Raw genomic sequence first — 20,323 nt, 5'->3', positions numbered from 1 at the left:
CCTTAATTGACCGCCTTCGGAAAACGGGTCTCTTTCCAGCGGGCAAGTGCCGCAATCCGGCGTCGGGTCAACTCCTCGCGAATCTCAATACCTTTAAATCCGGCCTCGACAACGTCTTTGGTGGGCACCGATTGCGCCACTTCCCACGCTTCACGCAGCAAACGTCCCTGCGGATAATCCGCCGCTTCAAATCCTGTCCGTCCGCGCACGTCGGCTTCGCTGGTGAGCGCAATTTGCTCCACGCGCTGCGGTTTACGCCAGGCGTCGATCGAATCAAACAGCTTCACGATAGTTTTTGGTTGCAGTATCGGGAAGGTATGGATGAGATCGTGGAACTCCGCCACCAGTTTGGCTAAGTCACGGATTTCATTCGGGACGCGCAGGCGCTGGCATAACTGTTCGACCAGCCTGACGCCCGCCGGGCCATGCCCGTGGTGACGCGGCCAGAGCTCCGGCGGCGTCAGGCCTTTGCCGAGGTCATGACACAGTGTGGCAAAGCGCACGTCAACGGCTGGGCTGAGCAGCGCCGCCATTGACAGCGTCATCAGAGTATGAATTCCAGTATCGATTTCCGGATGCCACTTCGCCGGAGCAGGGACGCCAAACAGCGCATCAACCTCCGGGAACAACACGCGTAACGCGCCGCAGTCGCGTAAGACCTGGAAATAGACCTGCGGATTGCGTGTGGTTAAGGCGTTTTCGGTCTCTTTCCATACGCGCTCTGCCGTCAGGTGTTCCAGCTCTCCGGCGTGCGTCATTTCGCGCATCAGGGCCAAGGTTTCGTCAGCAATGCGGAAGCTCAGATGCGCATAGCGAGCGGCAAAACGCGCCACGCGCAGGACGCGCAGCGGATCTTCATTAAAGGCCGGCGAAACATGGCGCAGCAGGCGTTGCTCCAGATCGCGGCGACCGTGATAGGGATCGACTAACTCTCCGTCATCATCCTGCGCCAGGGCGTTAATGGTCAGGTCACGGCGCTGGAGATCGTCTTCCAGCGTGACGTCCGGCGCGGCATAACAGGTGAACCCGGTATAGCCTGAGCCGGACTTACGCTCGGTACGCGCCAGGGCATACTCTTCGTGGGTTTGCGGATGGAGAAAAACAGGAAAATCGCGACCTACCTGCTGGTAGCCCGCGTCGAGCATTTGTTGCGGCGTGGCGCCAACCACCACCCAATCTTTATCTTTAACCGGTAGCCCTAACAATCCATCACGTACCGCACCACCGACCAGATAAATCTTCACGCCACACCACCTCTCCAGGGAAATACAATCCCTTAATCATATGACAGTGTGGCGGAGAAGGCGATTTAGTTCATCCAGCGGTCTTTGCGTTTCCGGCTTGGGATCATGTGCGGCAGGATCAAACCGAGCAGCAGGCCGAGCCCCAGTACGCCGCCACCATACATAAACCACTGCATGATGATGGTGCGTTGCTTATCATCAAGCTGCAAATTCGCGGCGCTGACCTTCTTCTGCGCCACAATCAGCTCATTCTTCAGCTTCTGGTTCTCTTCTTTCAGCCCGTTGATCACGCTATCGCTCTGCGACACTTTTTGCTGCATGTCCGCCGTGCGTTGATTCCAGGTGGTGTCGATATTGTTGAGCTTATCGGTCAGCGTTTTGACCTGATTTTCCAGATCCGGCACGCGGGTGCGCAGGCTGGGCGTGCTGTTCAGCTCTTTCATCGGGATCCAGGCCGTCCGCCCGGTGCTGTCTTTAACCTGCGCGTAGTTCGTGTTGGCGTCAGTTTGTAACAGTGTGACTTCTTCGCCCGCGTTGACCGTGCCGACGAGGCGATAATTATCCCCCGGACCACTGCGGACCCAGGTGTTCAGTTCATCAGAGACATAGCGCTTTTCTTCGGCGTGTGACACGGCAGTAGCGCTAAGTGCGAGTAACATAAATCCAATCAGGCGTAATTTTGGCATCAGGCTGTCGTTATTGTCATAGAAAGTGGAACGATAGTAGTGGTATCAGTGTCTCTACGCAAAGCATTCAACATCAATCGGAATCATCTGTGTCCGTTTTACCGCTACTTCAAAACTTTTACGCCCGTCAAATTGCTCGTTGCATGGCAATTTGGCGCAAAATACTATCTACTGACAAAAAAGATCACCGTTAGTTCGTCGTGATCCTCTCTTATGTGACATAACCGGTAAGTACAAGGCCATGGCTCAGGAAATTGAATTAAAATTTATCGTCCATCGCGAAGCCGTCGATGCGCTGCGTGACCACCTCAATACGCTCGAAGGCGAGCATCATGCGCCCAGCCCGTTACTCAATATATATTACGAAACTGAAGATAACTGGCTGCGTCGCCACGATATGGGGCTGCGTATCCGTGGGGAAAAAGGGCGCTACGAGATGACCCTGAAAATCGCCGGGCGAGTAACCGGCGGTTTACATCAGCGACCCGAATACAACGTCCCCCTGAACGAGCCCACGCTGGATTTAACGCAGTTTCCGCCGCAAGTGTGGCCAAACGGTGAGTTGCCTGCCGATCTCGTCACTCGCGTGCAGCCGCTGTTCAGCACTGATTTTGAACGCGAAAAATGGCTGCTGGAGGTGGATGGCAGCCAGATTGAAATCGCTCTCGATTTGGGCGAAGTGAAAGCGGGCGAGCTGGCTGAGCCGATTTGCGAGCTGGAGCTTGAACTGCTGAATGGTAACACCCGTGCGGTGCTGAAGCTGGCAAATCAACTGGTGAGCCAGGCGGGGCTGCGTCAGGGCAGCCTGAGTAAAGCCGCGCGCGGTTATCATCTGGCGCAGGGGAATCCCCCACGCGAAATCAAAACCACCAACGTACTGAAAGCGCCCGCGAAAGCCAGCGTAGAGCAAGGGCTGGAAGCGTCTCTGGAATTGGCGCTGGCGCAATGGCAGTACCATGAAGAACTTTGGGTGCGTGGCAATGAGGCGGCGAAAGCAGACGTTCTGGCTGCGATGGGTCTCGTTCGCCATACGCTGACGCTGTTTGGCGGTATTGTTCCGCGTAAAGCGAGCACTCACTTACGCGATCTGCTCACTCAGTCGGAAGCGACGATTGTCTCTGCGGTGTCTGCCGTCACTGCGGTTTACACCACCCAAACGGCAATGGCGAAACTGGCGTTGACCGACTGGCTGGTGACCAAAGCCTGGCAGCCGTTCCTTGATGCAAAGGCGCAGGCGAAAATGGCTGACTCTTTCAAGCGGTTCGCCGATATCCATCTTTCACGTACCGCTGCAGAGCTGAAAAGCGTTTTTGGTCAGCCGCTGGGCGACCAGTATCGTGATCAATTGCCGCGTTTACGCCGTGATATCGACAGCGTATTGCTGCTGGCGGGTTATTACGAAGACGTGGTTGTTCGTGCCTGGCTGGAGAACTGGCAAGGGCTATATCACGCTATCGCCAACGGTCAACATATTGAAATTGAACATTTCCGCAATGAGGCGAATAACCAGGAACCGTTCTGGTTGCACAGCGGAAAACGTTAACTGAAGTGCCTGGTGGCGCAACGCTTATCAGGCCTGCAGACTGGCATGTTGTGTAGGCCGGATAAGACGCAACGCTGCCCTCCGGTAACTTTAAGGAACCTTTTAATGAAGCCGCTCTCTTCACCGTTACAGCAGTACTGGCAAATCATTGCAGAACAGTTACCTGAATCCGTATCTGGCGTACAAGCGAAGTCAGTACTTACATTCAGTGATTTTGTGCGGGACAGCGTTATCGCCCATCCTCACTGGCTGACGGAGCTGGAAAGCTCGCCGCCGCAGGCTGATGAGTGGCAACAGTACGGAGAATGGTTGCAGGCGACGCTGGCAACGGTGAATGATGAAGCGGCGCTAATGCATGCGCTACGTCTGTTTCGTCGCCGTGTGATGGTGCGAATTGCCTGGGCGCAGGCGCTGTCGTTAGTGGACGATACCGATATTCTGCAGCAGCTAAGCCATCTGGCCGAGACGTTGATTGTTGGTGCACGTGACTGGCTGTACGACGCCTGCTGTCGCGAATGGGGAACGCCGTGCAACCAGGACGGTATCCCACAGCCGTTGCTGATTTTGGGTATGGGCAAACTGGGCGGCGGCGAACTGAATTTCTCTTCGGATATTGATTTGATTTTCGCCTGGCCGGAGCACGGCTCCACTCAGGGTGGACGTCGGGAGTTGGATAACGCGCAGTTTTTTACCCGCATGGGACAGCGGCTGATTAAGGTGCTGGATCAACCTACCCAGGATGGCTTCGTCTATCGTGTAGACATGCGGCTGCGTCCGTTTGGCGACAGCGGCCCGCTGGTATTGAGCTTCGCCGCGCTGGAAGATTATTACCAGGAACAGGGGCGCGACTGGGAGCGCTATGCGATGGTGAAGGCGCGGATTATGGGTGATACCGATGGTCGCTATGTCGATGAGCTGCGCGCCATGCTGCGCCCGTTTGTTTTCCGCCGCTATATCGATTTCAGCGTGATTCAGTCGCTGCGCAATATGAAAGGGATGATTGCCCGTGAAGTGCGTCGTCGGGGGCTGAAAGACAATATCAAGCTCGGCGCGGGCGGCATTCGCGAGATTGAATTTATCGTGCAGGTGTTTCAGTTGATTCGCGGCGGCCGCGAGCCGTCGCTGCAATCCCGTTCGCTGCTGCCAACTTTACGTGCGATCGCCGCACTGCATCTGCTGCCGGAAAACGATGCCGAACAGTTGCGACTGGCCTACCTCTTCCTGCGCCGTCTGGAAAACCTGCTGCAAAGTATTAATGATGAACAAACGCAGACACTGCCGGGGGATGAACTTAACCGGGCGCGGCTGGCCTGGGGAATGAATGCTGATGACTGGCAGCAACTAACCGAAATGCTCGAGGCGCACATGGCGAACGTGCGCCGCGTGTTTAATGAGCTGATCGGCGATGATGAAACGGAAACCCAGGAAGATGCGCTGTCAGAACAGTGGCGCGAACTGTGGCAGGACGCCTTGCAGGAGGACGATACGCCGCCCGTATTGTCGCATCTTGCAGATGACGATCGTATTCGCGTGCTGGCCTTAATTGCTGATTTTCGTAAAGAGCTGGATAAGCGCACCATTGGTCCGCGCGGGCGTCAGGTACTCGATCATCTCATGCCGCACTTGCTGAGCGATGTCTGTACGCGCCAGGATCCCGCCGTGCCTCTGTCGCGCATTACGCCGCTGCTGGTGGGCATTGTTACGCGAACCACCTATCTCGAACTGTTGAGTGAATTTCCCGGTGCGCTCAAGCATTTGATTTCGCTCTGCGCCGCGTCGCCGATGGTCGCCAGCCAACTGGCGCGTTACCCGTTGTTGCTGGATGAGCTACTCGACCCGGCTACGCTCTATCAGCCGACGGCGACTGATGCTTATCGCGATGAGCTTCGTCAATATCTGCTGCGCGTGCCGGAAGAGGATGAAGAACAACAACTGGAAGCTCTGCGTCAGTTTAAACAGGCGCAGCTTCTGCGTATTGCTGCCGCCGACATCGCCGAAACGTTACCGGTAATGAAAGTGAGCGATCATTTGACCTGGCTGGCGGAGGCGATGATTGATGCCGTTGTCCAGCAGGCGTGGCTGCAAATGGCCGCGCGCTATGGCCAGCCGACGCATCTGGCTGAGCGGGAAGGGCGCGGCTTTGCGGTGGTGGGTTACGGCAAACTGGGCGGTTGGGAATTGGGCTACAGCTCCGATCTCGATCTGATCTTCCTGCATGACTGCCCGGTTGATGTGATGACCGACGGCGAGCGCGAAATTGACGGGCGCCAGTTCTACCTGCGTCTGGCACAGCGCATTATGCATCTGTTCAGCACCCGCACCTCTTCCGGCATTTTGTATGAAGTGGATGCGCGTCTGCGCCCGTCGGGTGCTGCGGGTATGCTGGTGACCTCTGCCGAGGCCTTTGCGGATTATCAGAGAAATGAGGCCTGGACGTGGGAGCATCAGGCGCTGGTGCGTGCCCGCGTCGTTTATGGCGACCCGCAACTGACCTCGCAGTTTGATGCCGTGCGTCGCGATATCATGACGCTGCCTCGCGACGGCAAAACGTTGCAGACGGAGGTGCGCGAAATGCGTGAAAAAATGCGCGCGCATCTGGGCAATAAACATCGCGATCGCTTTGATATTAAAGCCGATGAAGGCGGTATTACCGATATCGAATTTATCACGCAATATCTGGTGTTACGTTATGCCCATGACAAACCTAAACTGACCCGCTGGTCGGATAATGTGCGCATTCTGGAACTGTTAGCGCAAAACGACATTATGGACGAGCAGGAGGCGATGGCATTGACCCACGCCTATACCACGCTGCGTGATGAGTTACATCATCTTGCTTTACAGGAACTGCCAGGTCATGTGGCGCAAACCTGTTTTGACGCCGAGCGCACGCTGGTGCGGGCAAGCTGGCAGAAGTGGCTGGTTGAAGAATGAAGTGTGCTATTATCGCGCGCAAATTTTGAATCTCTCAGGAGACAGGAATGAAAGTAACGCTGCCAGAGTTTGAACGTGCAGGAGTCTTGGTCGTCGGTGATGTGATGCTGGATCGCTACTGGTACGGGCCCACCAGCCGTATTTCGCCGGAAGCGCCAGTACCGGTGGTGAAAGTGGATACCATCGAAGAACGGCCGGGCGGTGCAGCCAACGTGGCGATGAACATTGCCTCTCTGGGCGCAAATTCGCGTCTGGTCGGACTGACCGGTATCGATGATGCCGCACGCGCGCTCAGCAAAACGCTGGCGGACGTCAACGTGAAATGCGACTTCGTTTCTGTGCCGACCCATCCGACGATCACTAAACTGCGCGTTCTTTCACGTAATCAGCAGTTGATTCGTCTGGATTTTGAAGAGGGTTTTGAAGGTGTAGACCCACAGCCGCTGCATGAACGCATTAACCAGGCGCTGGGCTCTATTGGCGCGCTGGTGCTGTCTGACTATGCCAAAGGCGCATTGGCCAGTGTTCAGCAGATGATCTCCCTGGCGCGTAAAGCCGGTGTGCCGGTATTGATTGATCCGAAAGGGACCGATTTTGAACGCTACCGTGGCGCGACGCTGCTGACGCCGAACCTCTCTGAGTTCGAAGCGGTAGCAGGAAAATGCAAAAGCGAAGAAGAGATTGTGGAACGCGGCATGAAGCTGATTGCCGATTTCGAGCTTTCCGCACTGCTGGTGACACGCTCCGAGCAGGGGATGACGCTACTGCAACCGGGTAAAGCGCCGCTGCACATGCCGACGCAGGCGCAGGAAGTATATGATGTGACCGGTGCAGGCGACACGGTGATTGGCGTGCTGGCGGCGACGCTGGCGGCCGGTAATTCGCTGGAAGAAGCGTGTTTCTTTGCCAACGCTGCGGCAGGCGTCGTGGTCGGCAAGCTGGGGACCTCTACCGTTTCGCCTATCGAACTGGAAAACGCGGTACGTGGTCGTGCGGAAACCGGCTTTGGTGTGATGACTGAAGAAGCGTTGAAACAGGCGGTCGCCAGCGCCCGTAAGCGCGGTGAGAAAGTCGTCATGACCAACGGAGTGTTTGACATTCTGCATGCGGGCCATGTCTCCTATCTCGCAAATGCGCGTAAGCTGGGCGATCGCTTAATTGTCGCGGTCAACAGCGATGCGTCGACGAAACGCCTGAAAGGGGAAACGCGTCCGGTGAACCCGCTCGAACAACGTATGATTGTGTTGGCCGCGCTGGAAGCCGTTGACTGGGTGGTTTCCTTTGAAGAAGACACGCCGCAGCGTCTGATTGCAGGCGTATTGCCGGATCTGCTGGTAAAAGGCGGAGATTACAAACCGGAAGAGATAGCAGGCAGCGAGGAAGTGTGGGCCAACGGCGGTGAAGTGTTGGTGCTTAACTTTGAAGACGGTTGCTCCACCACCAATATCATCAAGAAAATTCAGAAAGACAGCGATAAAGGATGAATGCTGGAGGCGCATCGAACATTTTATATCGGTGCGTTCCTCACGGTTGACGCTGCTGTTTTTTCGACCTAGAGTAAAGGAATAAGGGTGAGAGGGGATTGCTCCCCTCTCTGATTGCCTGTTAGTAAGCGTGGAAACTTATCAGTAACAGCACAACCAGTATGATGACCCGTATCATCATAACCCTTTCCTTATTAAAGCCCCTTCTTCGGGAGGGGCTTTCCCGTCTCAGCTCCTTGCTGACTCAACGATTGTTCGCGAACTCATCTGACAGGTACAGCCCTTTCGCCCGGCAATTTTGAATTACTGGAGCGTCTACGCAAAACGTCAAATCGTGAAGGGAAAAGGGTTATTAGGAATAAAAAAACTTCAGTAAGGATTTCCCTAAAAGTGTGACATCAGGCCGTTGATTTGCGCACAATATGTACAAACCTGCTACGCCTCCCGGTAAATACTGGTATCAGAAAAAAGCATATGACCTTAACAGAGATTCACCGACTGGAGGATATGCTAATGAACAACAGCGTTTATTCGATGAACAATTTCGATTTCCTGGCGCGGAGTTTTGCCAGAATGCAGGCGGAAGGTCGCCCTGTTGATATCCAGGCCGTTACCGGCAATATGGATGAGGAGCACCGCAGCTGGTTTTGCAAACGCTACGCGCATTACTGCCAGCAGGCATTGAACGCCAGAAAGTTAGAAGTGGAACATTGATATGTCAACGGGCCTTACGGCCCGTTGCTGTTTTTACGCTTGCGGTTCTACTGGCGGGATGGCGGGTGCGGGTTTGACTTCTTCAGTAGCCTGACGTGCTTCCAGCTCGCTCAACCGTTGCTCCAGCAGCGCCAGCTTTTCACGAGTACGTAACAGCACCTGGGTCTGAACATCAAACTCTTCGCGGCTCACCAGATCGAGACGCGTCAGCTGAGATTGCAGCGTTTGACGGATCTTCTTCTCGACATCTTCCCCGAACTCCCGGATCCCTTTCGGCATCGACTCGTGAACCTGGCGAGCAATCTGCTCAATTTTTTTCGGGTCAATCATAGTGGTTTCCCTGAACTGGTAAGTGTTACTGCCCATTGTAGTGCGATCTGCGAAAGGCATAAACCAGAATTGTGTGATGTTAATGCGGGTAAAGGCGTTGATGAAGGTAATCAATAGCGTTATAGTTAATCCGCTTATTCTCAGGGCGGGGCGAAATTCCCCACCGGCGGTAAATCAACTCAGGTTGAAAGCCCGCGAGCGCTTTGGGTGCAAACCTAAAGGTCAGCAGATCCGGTGTAATTCCGGGGCCGACGGTTAGAGTCCGGATGGGAGAGAGTAACGATCCAGTCGGGCATGGACCCGCTCACGTTATTTTTTTGCCGCTTGTCGGTACTCCTAAGACTGCCCTGATTCTGGTAACCATAAATTTAGTGAGGTTTTTTTACCATGAATCAGACGCTACTTTCCTCTTTTGGTACGCCTTTTGAACGTGTCGAAAACGCTCTGTCTGCGCTGCGCGAAGGCCGCGGTGTGATGGTGCTGGACGACGAAGATCGTGAAAACGAAGGCGACATGATTTTCCCGGCAGAAACCATGACCGTTGAGCAGATGGCACTGACCATCCGTCACGGTAGCGGTATTGTCTGCCTGTGCATCACCGAAGATCGTCGTAAACAACTCGATCTACCGATGATGGTGGAAAATAACACCAGCGCTTATGGCACCGGTTTTACCGTGACCATTGAGGCTGCGACAGGGGTCACGACCGGTGTTTCTGCTGCCGATCGCGTAACCACCGTTCGCGCGGCAATTGCCGATGGCGCAAAACCTTCCGATCTGAACCGTCCGGGGCACGTCTTCCCGCTGCGCGCTCAGGCGGGTGGGGTATTGACGCGCGGCGGTCACACCGAAGCGACTATCGACCTGGTCACGCTGGCGGGGTTCAAACCAGCAGGCGTGCTGTGCGAACTGACGAATGACGATGGCAGCATGGCGCGCGCGCCAGAGTGCATCGAATTTGCAGGCAAACACAATATGGCCGTGGTGACGATCGAAGACCTGGTGGCTTACCGCCAGGCACACGAACGTAAAGCCAGCTAATCCTGCCTTGCCGGATAGGGGGAACACGCTCCTTATCCGGCAAATTCCGCTTTTTCAAACATTCTTTCGGTTAATAAACATCCAATCTTTTTCTCTATGATCGAAATCATCTTTTCGATTTCATACTGTGCCAGTATATAAACCTACCTAAAAATAGGTATGTTAAATATTAACGCTAAATATCTGTTAATGTTAAATTTTAAGGGTAAAAGGATGTTTATTGCCTGGTACTGGATTGTCTTAATTGCACTGGTGGTTGTGGGCTATGTTTGCCACATGAAACGCTACTGTAAAGCGTTTCGACAGGATCGTGATGCGCTACTGGAAATTCGCAATAAATTACTTCGTCGTGATGAAGAAGAACGCGTCATGACAAAAGAGCAGGAATAACCGCTTCCTGCTCTCTGCGTTACCCAATCCCCATCGTCTGAAGTACCACCAGACTCAACCCCATCACCGACATTCCACACAGAACGCCATAGCTGGGGTTGTTATTGGGATCGATCTCTTTTGCCAGCGGCATCAATTCATCCACCGACAGCGCCACCATAATACCTGCGACAGCCGCCATAATCGCCGCCATAACGACGGGCGACACCAGGCTGCCAAGAATAAGCCATGCCAGCACGCCGCCTAATATTTCGGCCATGCCGGAAATGCCCGCCCAGAAAACAGCGGTGCGTTTAGAGCCGGTGGCGGCGTATACCGGACCGGCAACGGCTAAACCTTCGGGGATATTGTGCAGAGCAACCGCCAGCGCGACACCAAATCCTAACTCCAGGTTGCTGCTGGCGGTCACGTAGGTTGCAATTCCTTCCGGGAAGTTGTGCAAACTGATCCCCAGCGTGAGCAGAATGGCAGTACGTTTGATCGAGCCGGGAATCGGTTGCGTTCTTTTTTGCACCAGATCCTGTGGGTGGGCGTGGGGAAGAAGACGATCCAGACCAAAGTAACCCAGCAAGCCGATGATAAACATGCCGTAGCCCAGAAGGGGCGACATTCCCTTTGTACCTAATGCGGCAGGCAGCATCTCCATTAAGGAGATCAGCAGCATGATCCCGGCGGCAAATCCGAGTGAAAACGCCAGCAGGCGGTTCGACGGTTTTTGTCCCAGCACGCCAAGAAACGCGCCAATAAACGTGGCGGCCCCCGCAAGTAAGGTCAGAATTAAAGGTACTGACATCAATGACTCCTCATACATCTCACTGACCTTCAAAATAACTGATGATCATCATCATGGTTATCAGAGTTCTTCATTCATCGAAAGAGCGTATCGTAAGACTATCAAAATGACTCCCTGAGTAAGGATATCATCATGTCTTCAATTCGTATGCCAGCATTGTTTTTGGGACACGGTAGCCCAATGAACGTTCTGGAAGATAACCTGTATACCCGCGCCTGGCAGCAGCTTGGGGAGACATTGCCGCGTCCAAAAGCGATTGTTGTCGTCTCTGCTCACTGGTTTACACGAGGCACTGGCGTCACCGCGATGGAAGCGCCTAAAACCATTCATGACTTTGGCGGTTTCCCGCAGGCGTTGTACGACACGCATTACCCGGCGCCCGGCTCCCCTGAACTGGCACAGCACCTGGTTGATTTGCTTGCACCGGTGCCGGTTGCGCTCGACAAAGAAGCCTGGGGCTTTGACCACGGTTCCTGGGGGGTGCTGATCAAAATGTACCCGAACGCCGATATCCCGATGGTGCAGTTGAGTATCGACAGTACCAAACCAGCGGCCTGGCATTTTGAAATTGGGCGCAAACTGGCGTCGCTGCGTGATGAAGGCATCATGCTGGTGGCCAGTGGCAACGTTGTGCACAACCTGCGTACGGCGCGCTGGCACGGCGATAATAACCCATATCCGTGGGCAACATCGTTCAATGATTTTGTCAAAGCGAACCTGAGCTGGCAGGGACCGGTTGAACAGCATCCGCTGGTCAATTATCTCGATCATGAAGGCGGTTCACTGTCGAACCCGACACCAGATCACTATCTGCCGTTGTTGTACGTACTGGGCGCGTGGGATGGTAAAGAACCGGTGACGATCCCGGTTGATGGGATTGAGATGGGCAGCCTGAGTATGTTGTCGGTACAGGTGGGGCAGGCCGGGTAAGGCAAAGCCGCTACCCGGCAAGTCTCTATTGCCTGATTGCGACACAGAGTGTCTTATCAGGCCTACATAGTAGTGCCATCTTACTCGACAAAAATATGCGGGTAGAAGCGGGACAGATCCTGAGTGATCAGCGCTCTGTCTTCGCGAATACCGATCCCGGCAGGCTGATCGTTGATCAACCAGCTACCGATCAGCATATAACTGTCGCCAAATTTCGGCAGTTGATGAAACTGCTGCACGATCATGCCTTCTTCACCGTACGGTCCTTCCACCGCTTCGATCGTTTTACCATTCTCGATAATGGAAACGTTCGCGCCTTCACGTGAGAAGATCGGTTTCACGACGAATTTTTCCATCTGGGGATAGTCGTCTTCGGCGAAATAGGCGGGAAGAAGATTCGGATGGTTCGGGAACATCTCCCACAGCAGCGGCAACAGCGCCTTATTGGAGATGATGCTCTTCCAGGCCGGTTCCAGCCAGCGTACGCCAGCGTCTTCCAGTTTGGTGGAGAACATCTCGCGCAGCATAAACTCCCACGGATAGAGCTTGAACAGGTTGGCAATCACCTGATCCTGCAGATCCGTAAACTGGCCTTTTTCACCCAGCCCGATATCTTCAATATAGAGGAATTCAGTGGCGATTTCCGCCTCAGCAGCGCAATCCTGCAGATACTGAATGGTGCCGCGATCTTCAACGGTATCACGACAACAGGTTAAATGCAGAAGCTGGAAACCGTACTGCTCACGCAACTCGGCGAAGCGCTCAATGAGCTTTTCCTGCAGGCTGTTAAACTGATCGCTGCCTTCTGGCAGATTGCCCGCATTGATCTGATCTTCAAGCCAGATCCACTGGAAAAACGCCGCTTCGTACAGCGAGGTCGGAGTATCGGCGTTATTCTCCAGCAGCTTCGGTTCGCCGGTGCCATCCCACGCCAGATCAAGACGCGAGTAGAGCGACGGCTGGTTTGTCTGCCAGGACTGACGGACAAAGCCCCAGGTGTGTTTAGGAATACGGAATTTGGTCATCAGCTCGTCGCTGGCGATCACTTTCTCGACCACCCTGAGGCACATCTGGTGCAGCTCTGCGGTCACATCTTCTAGCTTTTCAACCTGGGCCAGCGTCAGCTTGTAATAGGCATCTTCACACCAGTACGGTTCGCCGTACATGGTGTGAAAATTAAAACCGTATTCAGTAGCTTTATCGCGCCAGTCCGGGCGTTCGGTAATACTGACTCTTTCCATGCGGATCAGCCACCCATTGAACGGGTGGAGGTGCCGCTTGCGCTACGCTGCATGGCGCTCTGTTTGGCAACGGATTCACCGAAGCCGCCGCGCGTAACGGTAGAGGTGGTGGCAGGTTTTGGCGCCATGGCGGTTTTGGGGACCGTCATCGTACGCCCAGGCTGTGCGGCGCCGTAGTTTTTACCACCCGCATCGGTGTATTTTCCGTAAGCCGGACTGGCCGGGTTTTTCGAGCTGAACAGCGGCTGCTGCGCAAAGCCCGCGCCGCCACCCATCATGCGGCCCATCATATAACCCGCCATCAGCGGCATCCAGAAACTGCCGCTGGACTGCTGTGCCTGAGCTTCTGGCGCCATGCCTGCCTGAGCAGGGGCTTGCTGGCACTGGCCTTCACCGAACTCGGCGATACAATCTTCGCGAGTGGCATATTTCGGCGCGGTACGTTCCGCTTCTTTCAACGCATTGTTGTAGGCGGTAGTACATTCCGCACTTTTACCCGGATTGGCAGCCGAGCAGTCATCCGCATTTTGATACAGCGATACGGTTTCATCGCTTTTCTCACAGCCCGCCAGCATAAACACAGCGGTAACGGCTAACGCCACAGGCGTCAGATGCCGTGCGCTCCAGCTTTTGCGGAACGAGGCGTGATGTATGGATTTTGTCCGTTTCATTTTCGTCTTTCCTGGACCCAGTGGTTATTACTGCTCAGGATAGAGGATGAGTGGTTGAAAATGAAGCGAGAAGAGGCTGGAATGCGGCACATTGGCGGGATCTTTACGTTGCCTTACGTTCAGACGGGGCCGAAGCCCCGTCATCGCGTTTAATTACGGAACGGATTATTACCTTTACTACTGGAAGAACGTGCCGATGCCGGTTGCGCGGCGGGCGCTGTCGAATTCGCGGCATAGCCGTCGGCGTTAGCGTCCATCTGCGGGGTTTCCGGCGCGACGTGTTCCGGAGACGTGGAAATGGGTTTACCCAGCGTGTTGTTCAGCGCCACCAGATCCTGTTCGTTCAACGTACCCAGCGCTGACTTAATATTCAGCTGGTTGATCAGGTAGTTATAACGGGCATTCGCCAGTTGTTGCTTGGCGTTATACAGCGTGGTAGTCGCATCCAACACATCAACAATGGTACGTGTACCCACGGAATAGCCTGCTTCCATCGCATCTAATGAGCTCTGGGCGGAAACCACCGCTTGTTTGTACGCGTTAATGCTGCTGATTGACGCATTGATGTTATTGAAGGAGGAGCGTACGGTCTGCACCACGCTACGGTGGGCGCTTTCCAGTTGCTCACTGGCGCCAACAAAGTTGTACTGCGCCTGTTTCACCTGCGAGTTCACCATCCCGCCCTGATAAATCGGCAGCGAGAAGCTCAGGCCAACTTTGTTCTGACCCATTTCGCTGTCGTCATACTGGGAGCCTACCGCGCTGCCGCGGGTTTTCGAACCGCTATAGGAGGTGTCAGACACCCCGGTAGAGGCGGTTAAATCCAGCGTTGGCAGGTGGCCATCCTGCGCCTGGCGAATCTGCTCACGGGCCAGATCCTGGCTAAGACGCGCCTGCAACAGCGTCAGGTTGCGGTTTTCGGCTTCTTTCAGCAGGGCGTTCACTGCCTGTGGTTTGTCGGTCTTAAAGCTGTCAACGTTCAGCGACGCCAGTTCCGGGTAATAGTTGCCGGTAACCTGGCGCAGCTCTTCTACCGCATTGTCGAGGTCGTTACGCGCGGTGACTTCGTTCGCCAGCACGGTATCATATTGCGAGCGGGCGTTTTGCACGTCAGTGATCGCCACCAGGCCCACGTTGAAACGCTGGGTGGTTTGATCCAACTGACGATAAATCGCCTCTTTCTGCGCCTGAGTATAAGAGAGAACGTCAATGGCGTTCAGCACTTTAAAATAGGCGCTCGCGGTGTTGAGGATCAGCGTTTGCTGGTCCGTCTGGAAGGTTACATCCTGAATACCCGCCGATTTTTCCTGCAGGGTCAGCGCACGCCATTTCGACATATCGAAAAGGGTCTGCGTTAATTGCAGGGAAGCGCTGGTAGCGTTCGAGTTCACGCCGTTTGCATCGCGGTAGCCATTGCTGTAGGTGTAATCGGCACCTAAGCCCAGTTGAGGCAGTAAAGGACTACGTGCTTCGTTAATTTTTTCGAATGCAGCATCGCGATCGGCGGCGGATTTACGCAATTCCGGGTTGCTCAGGCGTGCTTGCTGATAAACTTGCATCAGGTTCTCTGCCTGGCTCAGTGTGCTGAACCCCGACAGGCTCAGGCCGATAAGGATGGGGAGCAATTTCTTCATTTGCATTCCTTGTTGTGAAGCAGTATTTAGCGCTGATCAAATTGTAAAAATAATTGCTGATTCTAGCAGAATCCGCCACTGCAAAAAGTTGGCGTTCTGTGCCATCAGGCGTTAATTTGCACCAATTTACCACAAGGTCGATGAAACGGCAGTCAAACGCCCTTGATATTCACATTTAAATCACTATTGGTACAGGACGGCACAATGCGTAAATCAGGCAACTCGCCAGTAACTTTCGCCAAAAACGATGTAGAAATTATTGCACGAGAAACGCTTTATCGCGGTTTTTTTTCGCTGGATCTTTATCGCTTTCGCCACCGATTATTCAATGGCGAAATGAGTCAGGAAGTGCGTAGAGAAATTTTTGAGCGCGGTCACGCGGCAGTCTTGCTACCCTTTGACCCTGAGCGGGATGAAGTGGTGCTGATTGAACAGGTGCGTATTGCCGCTTATGACACCAGTGAAACGCCGTGGCTGCTTGAGCTGGTAGCCGGGATGATCGAAGACGGTGAAACTGTTGAAGATGTGGCCCGCCGTGAGGCGATGGAAGAGGCCGGCATCGTGGTAAAACGGACGAAACCGGTGCTCAGTTATCTGGCAAGCCCTGGCGGCACCAGCGAGCGCTCGTCAATAATGGTGGGTGAAGTGGACGCCACGACCGCGAACGGGATCCACGGTTTGGCTGATGAAAACGAAGATATTCGGGTTCATGTGGTAAGCCGGGAGCAGGCTTACCGTTGGGTAGAAGAGGGGAAAATTGATAACGCGGCTTCGGTCATCGCCTTGCAATGGTTACAGCTGCACTATAAAGAGTTAATACACGAGTGGAAAAAATGAAGCGCTATACACCTGACTTCCCTGAAATGATGCGTCTTTGCGAAACCAATTTTTCGCAGTTGAGACGCCTGTTGCCGCGCAATGATACGCCTGGCGAAACGGTGAGTTACCAGGTGGGCAACGCACAATATCGGATTACGATCGTTGAATCGACCCGATACACGACGCTGGTGACTATCGAGCAGACGGCGCCGACCATCACCTACTGGAGCCTGCCGTCGCTGACTGTACGGCTCTATCATGACGCGATGGTCGCCGAAGTGTGTTCAAGTCAGCAGATCTTTCGCTTCAAAGCGCGGTATGATTATCCAAATAAAAAGTTGCATCAACGCGACGAAAAGCATCAAATTAATCAGTTTCTGGCCGACTGGCTGCGATACTGTTTAGCACATGGAGCGATGGCGATTCCGGTTTACTAGCGTCGTGAAACCTAAGGACACCATTTGGAAAGCCTGTTAAACCTTTCTCTGGCTGGTGAGGCCAGGGTCAGGATCTTACAAATTACTGATACTCACCTGTTTGCCGAAAAGCACGAAACGCTGTTGGGCGTAAACACCTGGGAAAGCTACCAGGCCGTGTTGGATGCCATCCACGCCAACGGGCAGGAATACGATCTGATCGTGGCGACAGGTGACTTAGCGCAGGATCAAACCGCTGCGGCCTATCAGCATTTTGCTGAAGGTATCGCAAGCTTTCGTGCGCCTTGCGTTTGGTTACCCGGTAACCATGACTTTCAGCCCGCGATGTACAGTGCGTTACAAGAGGCGGGGATCTCCCCGGCAAAGTGCGTCATGGTGGGTGAGCAATGGCAAATCCTCCTGCTGGACAGTCAGGTCTTCGGCGTGCCTCACGGCGAACTGAGTGAATTTCAGCTCGAGTGGCTGGAGCGCAAACTGGCCGAAGCCCCTGAGCGCCACACTCTGCTGCTTTTGCACCATCATCCGATGCCGGCAGGATGCAGTTGGCTGGATCAACACAGCTTGCGTAACGCCGCAGAACTGGACAACGTGCTGGTGAATTACCCGTGCGTGAAGTATCTGCTGTGTGGGCATATTCATCAGGAACTGGATCTCGACTGGAATGGGCGCCGTCTGCTGGCGACACCCTCCACCTGCGTTCAGTTTAAACCCCATTGCGCGAACTTTACCCTTGATAACATCGCTCCTGGCTGGCGTACGCTGGAGCTGTTTGCCGACGGTACGTTGAAAACGGACGTCTGTCGTTTGCAGGGTGCTGAGTTCCGACCTGATACCGCTTCTGAAGGCTACTGATGTCTACGCTTCTCTATTTGCACGGCTTCAATAGCTCGCCCCGTTCGGCGAAGGCCTGTTTGCTGAAGAACTGGCTGCGCGAACAGTATCCTCATATCGAAATGATTGTGCCGCAACTGCCGCCGTATCCGGCTGATGCCGCAGAGATGCTGGAGTCTATCGTGCTGGAACATGGCGGCGAGCCGTTGGGCGTAGTGGGATCGTCGTTGGGCGGTTATTACGCCACCTGGCTGTCACAGTGCTTTATGCTGCCCGCGGTGGTCGTCAACCCGGCGGTCCGGCCATTTGAACTGTTGACTGACTACCTCGGTCAGAACGAGAACCCCTACACGGGGCAGCAATATGTGCTAGAGTCACGCCATATTTACGATCTAAAAGTCATGCAGATCGACCCGCTGGAAGCGTCAGATTTACTCTGGCTGCTGCAACAGACGGGTGATGAAGTGCTGGATTACCGCCAGGCAGTGGCGTATTACGCTTCTTGCCGCCAGACTGTAATTGAAGGTGGAAACCACGCATTCACTGGCTTCGAAGATTATTTCAACCCGATTGTCGATTTCCTTGGACTGCACAGTTGCTGACAATCATTTCGAATTGCTATTAAAACCATGACGCAAACTTATAACGCTGATGCCATTGAGGTACTCACTGGGCTTGAGCCGGTACGCCGTCGCCCGGGGATGTATACCGATACGACGCGCCCTAACCATCTTGGGCAGGAAGTGATTGATAACAGTGTGGATGAAGCACTGGCAGGCCACGCGAAACGCGTGGATGTGATTTTACATGCCGATCAATCTCTGGAAGTTATCGATGACGGTCGCGGTATGCCCGTGGACATTCACCCGGAAGAAGGCGTTCCGGCGGTTGAACTGATCCTCTGTCGGCTGCATGCGGGCGGCAAGTTCTCGAATAAAAACTACCAGTTCTCCGGCGGCCTGCACGGCGTAGGGATCTCCGTGGTTAACGCCCTGTCGAAGCGCGTGGAAGTGAACGTGCGCCGTGATGGGCAGGTGTATAATATTGCGTTTGAAAATGGTGATAAAGTTCAGGATTTGCAGGTTGTTGGCACCTGCGGTAAGCGCAATACCGGCACCAGCGTTCACTTCTGGCCTGACGAAACCTTTTTCGACAGTCCCCGCTTTTCCGTCTCCCGCTTAACACATGTGCTGAAAGCGAAAGCGGTGCTGTGCCCTGGCGTTGAAATCACCTTTAAAGATGAAGTTAATAACAGCGAACAGCGCTGGTGCTATCAGGATGGCCTGAACGATTATCTGCGCGAAGCGGTAAACGGCCTGCCTACGCTGCCGGAAAAACCGTTCATCGGCAATTTTTCCGGTGACACGGAAACGGTCGACTGGGCGCTGTTGTGGCTGCCGGAAGGTGGCGAACTGCTGACCGAAAGCTACGTGAACCTGATCCCAACCATGCAGGGCGGGACGCACGTCAATGGTCTGCGTCAGGGGTTGCTTGACGCGATGCGTGAGTTCTGCGAATACCGCAACATTCTGCCGCGCGGCGTGAAGCTCTCAGCGGAAGATATCTGGGATCGCTGCGCCTACGTGCTGTCGGTGAAAATGCAGGATCCGCAGTTTGCCGGACAGACCAAAGAGCGTCTCTCGTCGCGTCAGTGTGCAGCGTTCGTCTCTGGCGTGGTGAAAGATGCCTTCAGCCTGTGGCTGAACCAGAACGTCCAGTCAGCCGAGCAGTTGGCGGAGATGGTGATCTCCAGCGCCCAGCGCCGACTGCGCGCGGCGAAAAAAGTGGTGCGCAAAAAGCTGACCAGCGGTCCGGCGCTGCCGGGAAAACTGGCGGACTGTACCGCGCAGGATCTGAATCGTACCGAACTGTTCCTGGTGGAAGGGGACTCAGCAGGCGGCTCCGCCAAGCAGGCGCGCGATCGTGAATATCAGGCGATCATGCCGCTGAAGGGTAAGATCCTGAATACCTGGGAAGTCTCTTCTGATGAAGTGCTGGCCTCGCAGGAAGTCCACGATATTTCTGTTGCGATCGGCATCGATCCGGACAGCGACGATCTGAGTCAGTTACGTTATGGCAAGATCTGTATCCTGGCGGATGCAGACTCCGATGGTCTGCACATCGCCACGCTGCTTTGCGCCCTGTTTGTGAAGCATTTCCGCACGCTGGTAAAACACGGACATGTCTACGTCGCGCTGCCGCCGTTGTATCGTATTGACCTCGGCAAAGAGGTCTATTACGCGCTGACGGAAGAAGAGAAAGCGGGCGTACTGGAACAGTTAAAGCGCAAGAAAGGTAAGCCGAACGTACAGCGCTTTAAAGGGCTGGGTGAAATGAACCCGATGCAGTTGCGCGAAACCACGCTGGATCCCAACACGCGTCGCCTGGTCCAGCTTATCATTGATGATGAGGACGATCAGCGCACTACCGCCATGATGGATATGCTGCTGGCGAAGAAACGCTCCGAAGATCGCCGTAACTGGTTGCAAGAAAAAGGCGACCTCGCGGATATCGACGGGTAATTATCCGCTTCATTGTTAATCAAAAGGGTAAGCCATGATGGCTTACCCTTTTGCTTTCAGGATATCTGATTGATCTTGC

At 54.3% G+C, this 20,323-nt stretch carries 20 protein-coding genes and 1 riboswitch; of the genes, 12 read left to right on the top strand and 8 right to left on the bottom strand.

Going from position 1 to position 20,323, the window contains the following annotated elements; translation table 11 throughout:
• Nucleotides 1–2 precede the first annotated feature (2 nt).
• Together QNN88_RS14545 and QNN88_RS14540 are read right to left on the bottom strand one after the other, a co-directional pair.
• The gene (locus QNN88_RS14545) at nt 3–1,244 is read right to left on the bottom strand and encodes a multifunctional CCA addition/repair protein (RefSeq protein ID WP_414240852.1); all 1,242 of its coding nucleotides are present in this window, start codon (nt 1,242–1,244) and stop codon (nt 3–5) included.
• Nucleotides 1,245–1,309: 65 nt separating this feature from the next.
• A complete protein-coding gene (locus tag QNN88_RS14540) occupies nt 1,310–1,930 on the bottom strand; it encodes a TIGR04211 family SH3 domain-containing protein (RefSeq protein WP_042998183.1) in 621 nt (206 codons plus the stop codon).
• Nucleotides 1,931–2,171: 241 nt separating this feature from the next.
• On the opposite strand from QNN88_RS14540, the gene QNN88_RS14535 reads away from it, so the two are divergent.
• The 3 genes from QNN88_RS14535 to hldE all read left to right on the top strand — a co-directional run bounded on the left by QNN88_RS14535 (nt 2,172) and on the right by hldE (nt 7,891).
• Nucleotides 2,172–3,473: an inorganic triphosphatase gene (locus QNN88_RS14535; protein WP_414240851.1), complete on the top strand. Its 1,302-nt coding sequence runs from the start codon at nt 2,172–2,174 to the stop codon at nt 3,471–3,473.
• Nucleotides 3,474–3,578: 105 nt separating this feature from the next.
• Nucleotides 3,579–6,407, top strand: coding sequence for a bifunctional [glutamate--ammonia ligase]-adenylyl-L-tyrosine phosphorylase/[glutamate--ammonia-ligase] adenylyltransferase (glnE, locus tag QNN88_RS14530; RefSeq protein WP_414240850.1), 2,829 nt, complete (start codon nt 3,579–3,581; stop codon nt 6,405–6,407).
• A 47-nt stretch (nt 6,408–6,454) separates the two neighbouring features.
• The gene (gene hldE / locus QNN88_RS14525) at nt 6,455–7,891 is read left to right on the top strand and encodes a bifunctional D-glycero-beta-D-manno-heptose-7-phosphate kinase/D-glycero-beta-D-manno-heptose 1-phosphate adenylyltransferase HldE (protein WP_414240849.1); all 1,437 of its coding nucleotides are present in this window, start codon (nt 6,455–6,457) and stop codon (nt 7,889–7,891) included.
• Between the two features lie 121 nt (nt 7,892–8,012).
• Here the strand turns inward: hldE and QNN88_RS14520 are convergent, their stop codons facing one another.
• Complete coding sequence (locus QNN88_RS14520; protein ID WP_414241022.1) at nt 8,013–8,072, bottom strand: type I toxin-antitoxin system Ibs family toxin; 60 nt, start codon at nt 8,070–8,072, stop codon at nt 8,013–8,015.
• A 326-nt stretch (nt 8,073–8,398) separates the two neighbouring features.
• On the opposite strand from QNN88_RS14520, the gene glgS reads away from it, so the two are divergent.
• Nucleotides 8,399–8,605, top strand: a complete 207-nt coding sequence (gene glgS, locus QNN88_RS14515) for a cell surface composition regulator GlgS (RefSeq protein WP_414241021.1) — start codon at nt 8,399–8,401, stop codon at nt 8,603–8,605.
• A 33-nt stretch (nt 8,606–8,638) separates the two neighbouring features.
• Here the strand turns inward: glgS and ubiK are convergent, their stop codons facing one another.
• Nucleotides 8,639–8,935, bottom strand: coding sequence for a ubiquinone biosynthesis accessory factor UbiK (gene ubiK / locus QNN88_RS14510; RefSeq protein WP_042324283.1), 297 nt, complete (start codon nt 8,933–8,935; stop codon nt 8,639–8,641).
• A gap of 132 nt (nt 8,936–9,067) precedes the next feature.
• Nucleotides 9,068–9,217, top strand: a riboswitch (FMN riboswitch).
• A gap of 105 nt (nt 9,218–9,322) precedes the next feature.
• Between ubiK and ribB the strand changes: the two genes are divergently transcribed.
• Both ribB and QNN88_RS14500 read left to right on the top strand, forming a co-directional pair.
• Nucleotides 9,323–9,976, top strand: coding sequence for a 3,4-dihydroxy-2-butanone-4-phosphate synthase (gene ribB / locus QNN88_RS14505; protein WP_414240848.1), 654 nt, complete (start codon nt 9,323–9,325; stop codon nt 9,974–9,976).
• A 213-nt stretch (nt 9,977–10,189) separates the two neighbouring features.
• Nucleotides 10,190–10,366, top strand: a complete 177-nt coding sequence (locus QNN88_RS14500) for a hypothetical protein (protein ID WP_414240847.1) — start codon at nt 10,190–10,192, stop codon at nt 10,364–10,366.
• 19 nt (nt 10,367–10,385) lie between these two features.
• Here the strand turns inward: QNN88_RS14500 and zupT are convergent, their stop codons facing one another.
• Nucleotides 10,386–11,159, bottom strand: coding sequence for a zinc transporter ZupT (gene zupT, locus QNN88_RS14495; protein WP_414240846.1), 774 nt, complete (start codon nt 11,157–11,159; stop codon nt 10,386–10,388).
• A gap of 132 nt (nt 11,160–11,291) precedes the next feature.
• On the opposite strand from zupT, the gene ygiD reads away from it, so the two are divergent.
• Complete coding sequence (gene ygiD / locus QNN88_RS14490) at nt 11,292–12,089, top strand: 4,5-DOPA dioxygenase extradiol (protein ID WP_414240845.1); 798 nt, start codon at nt 11,292–11,294, stop codon at nt 12,087–12,089.
• Between the two features lie 80 nt (nt 12,090–12,169).
• Here the strand turns inward: ygiD and QNN88_RS14485 are convergent, their stop codons facing one another.
• From QNN88_RS14485 to tolC, 3 genes are all read right to left on the bottom strand, one after another.
• The gene (locus QNN88_RS14485) at nt 12,170–13,330 is read right to left on the bottom strand and encodes a glutathionylspermidine synthase family protein (RefSeq protein WP_414240844.1); all 1,161 of its coding nucleotides are present in this window, start codon (nt 13,328–13,330) and stop codon (nt 12,170–12,172) included.
• Between the two features lie 5 nt (nt 13,331–13,335).
• Entirely contained in the window at nt 13,336–14,001 is a 666-nt protein-coding gene (locus QNN88_RS14480) for a DUF1190 family protein (RefSeq protein ID WP_414240843.1), read from the bottom strand.
• Between the two features lie 149 nt (nt 14,002–14,150).
• On the bottom strand, nt 14,151–15,635 hold the full coding sequence (gene tolC / locus QNN88_RS14475; RefSeq protein ID WP_414240842.1) for an outer membrane channel protein TolC: 1,485 nt from the start codon (nt 15,633–15,635) through the stop codon (nt 14,151–14,153).
• A gap of 204 nt (nt 15,636–15,839) precedes the next feature.
• Here tolC and nudF point away from each other — a divergent pair, with 204 nt between their 5' ends.
• Genes nudF through parE form a run of 5 tightly spaced genes read left to right on the top strand, consistent with a single transcriptional unit; the run spans nt 15,840 to nt 20,244 of the window.
• The gene (gene nudF / locus QNN88_RS14470; RefSeq protein ID WP_414240841.1) at nt 15,840–16,472 is read left to right on the top strand and encodes an ADP-ribose diphosphatase; all 633 of its coding nucleotides are present in this window, start codon (nt 15,840–15,842) and stop codon (nt 16,470–16,472) included.
• Complete coding sequence (locus tag QNN88_RS14465; RefSeq protein ID WP_414240840.1) at nt 16,469–16,891, top strand: DUF1249 family protein; 423 nt, start codon at nt 16,469–16,471, stop codon at nt 16,889–16,891. The genes nudF and QNN88_RS14465 overlap by 4 nt, the downstream gene beginning before the upstream one ends.
• A 24-nt stretch (nt 16,892–16,915) precedes the next feature.
• Nucleotides 16,916–17,743: a 3',5'-cyclic-AMP phosphodiesterase gene (gene cpdA, locus QNN88_RS14460; protein ID WP_414240839.1), complete on the top strand. Its 828-nt coding sequence runs from the start codon at nt 16,916–16,918 to the stop codon at nt 17,741–17,743.
• A complete protein-coding gene (gene yqiA, locus QNN88_RS14455; RefSeq protein WP_414240838.1) occupies nt 17,743–18,324 on the top strand; it encodes an esterase YqiA in 582 nt (193 codons plus the stop codon). The genes cpdA and yqiA overlap by 1 nt, the downstream gene beginning before the upstream one ends.
• Nucleotides 18,325–18,351: 27 nt before the next feature.
• Nucleotides 18,352–20,244 carry a DNA topoisomerase IV subunit B gene (parE, locus tag QNN88_RS14450; protein WP_414240837.1) on the top strand — a complete coding sequence of 631 codons (1,893 nt, stop codon included), beginning with the start codon at nt 18,352–18,354 and terminating at the stop codon, nt 20,242–20,244.
• The last annotated feature ends 79 nt before the right edge of the window (nt 20,245–20,323 follow it).

The organism is Citrobacter sp. ANG330, from assembly GCF_047467925.1.
In the GTDB taxonomy this organism is placed as follows: Bacteria; Pseudomonadota; Gammaproteobacteria; order Enterobacterales; family Enterobacteriaceae; genus Citrobacter_A; species Citrobacter_A amalonaticus_G.
Note: the sequence above shows the minus strand (reverse complement) of the source record. Positions and strands in the feature narration are given on the sequence as shown.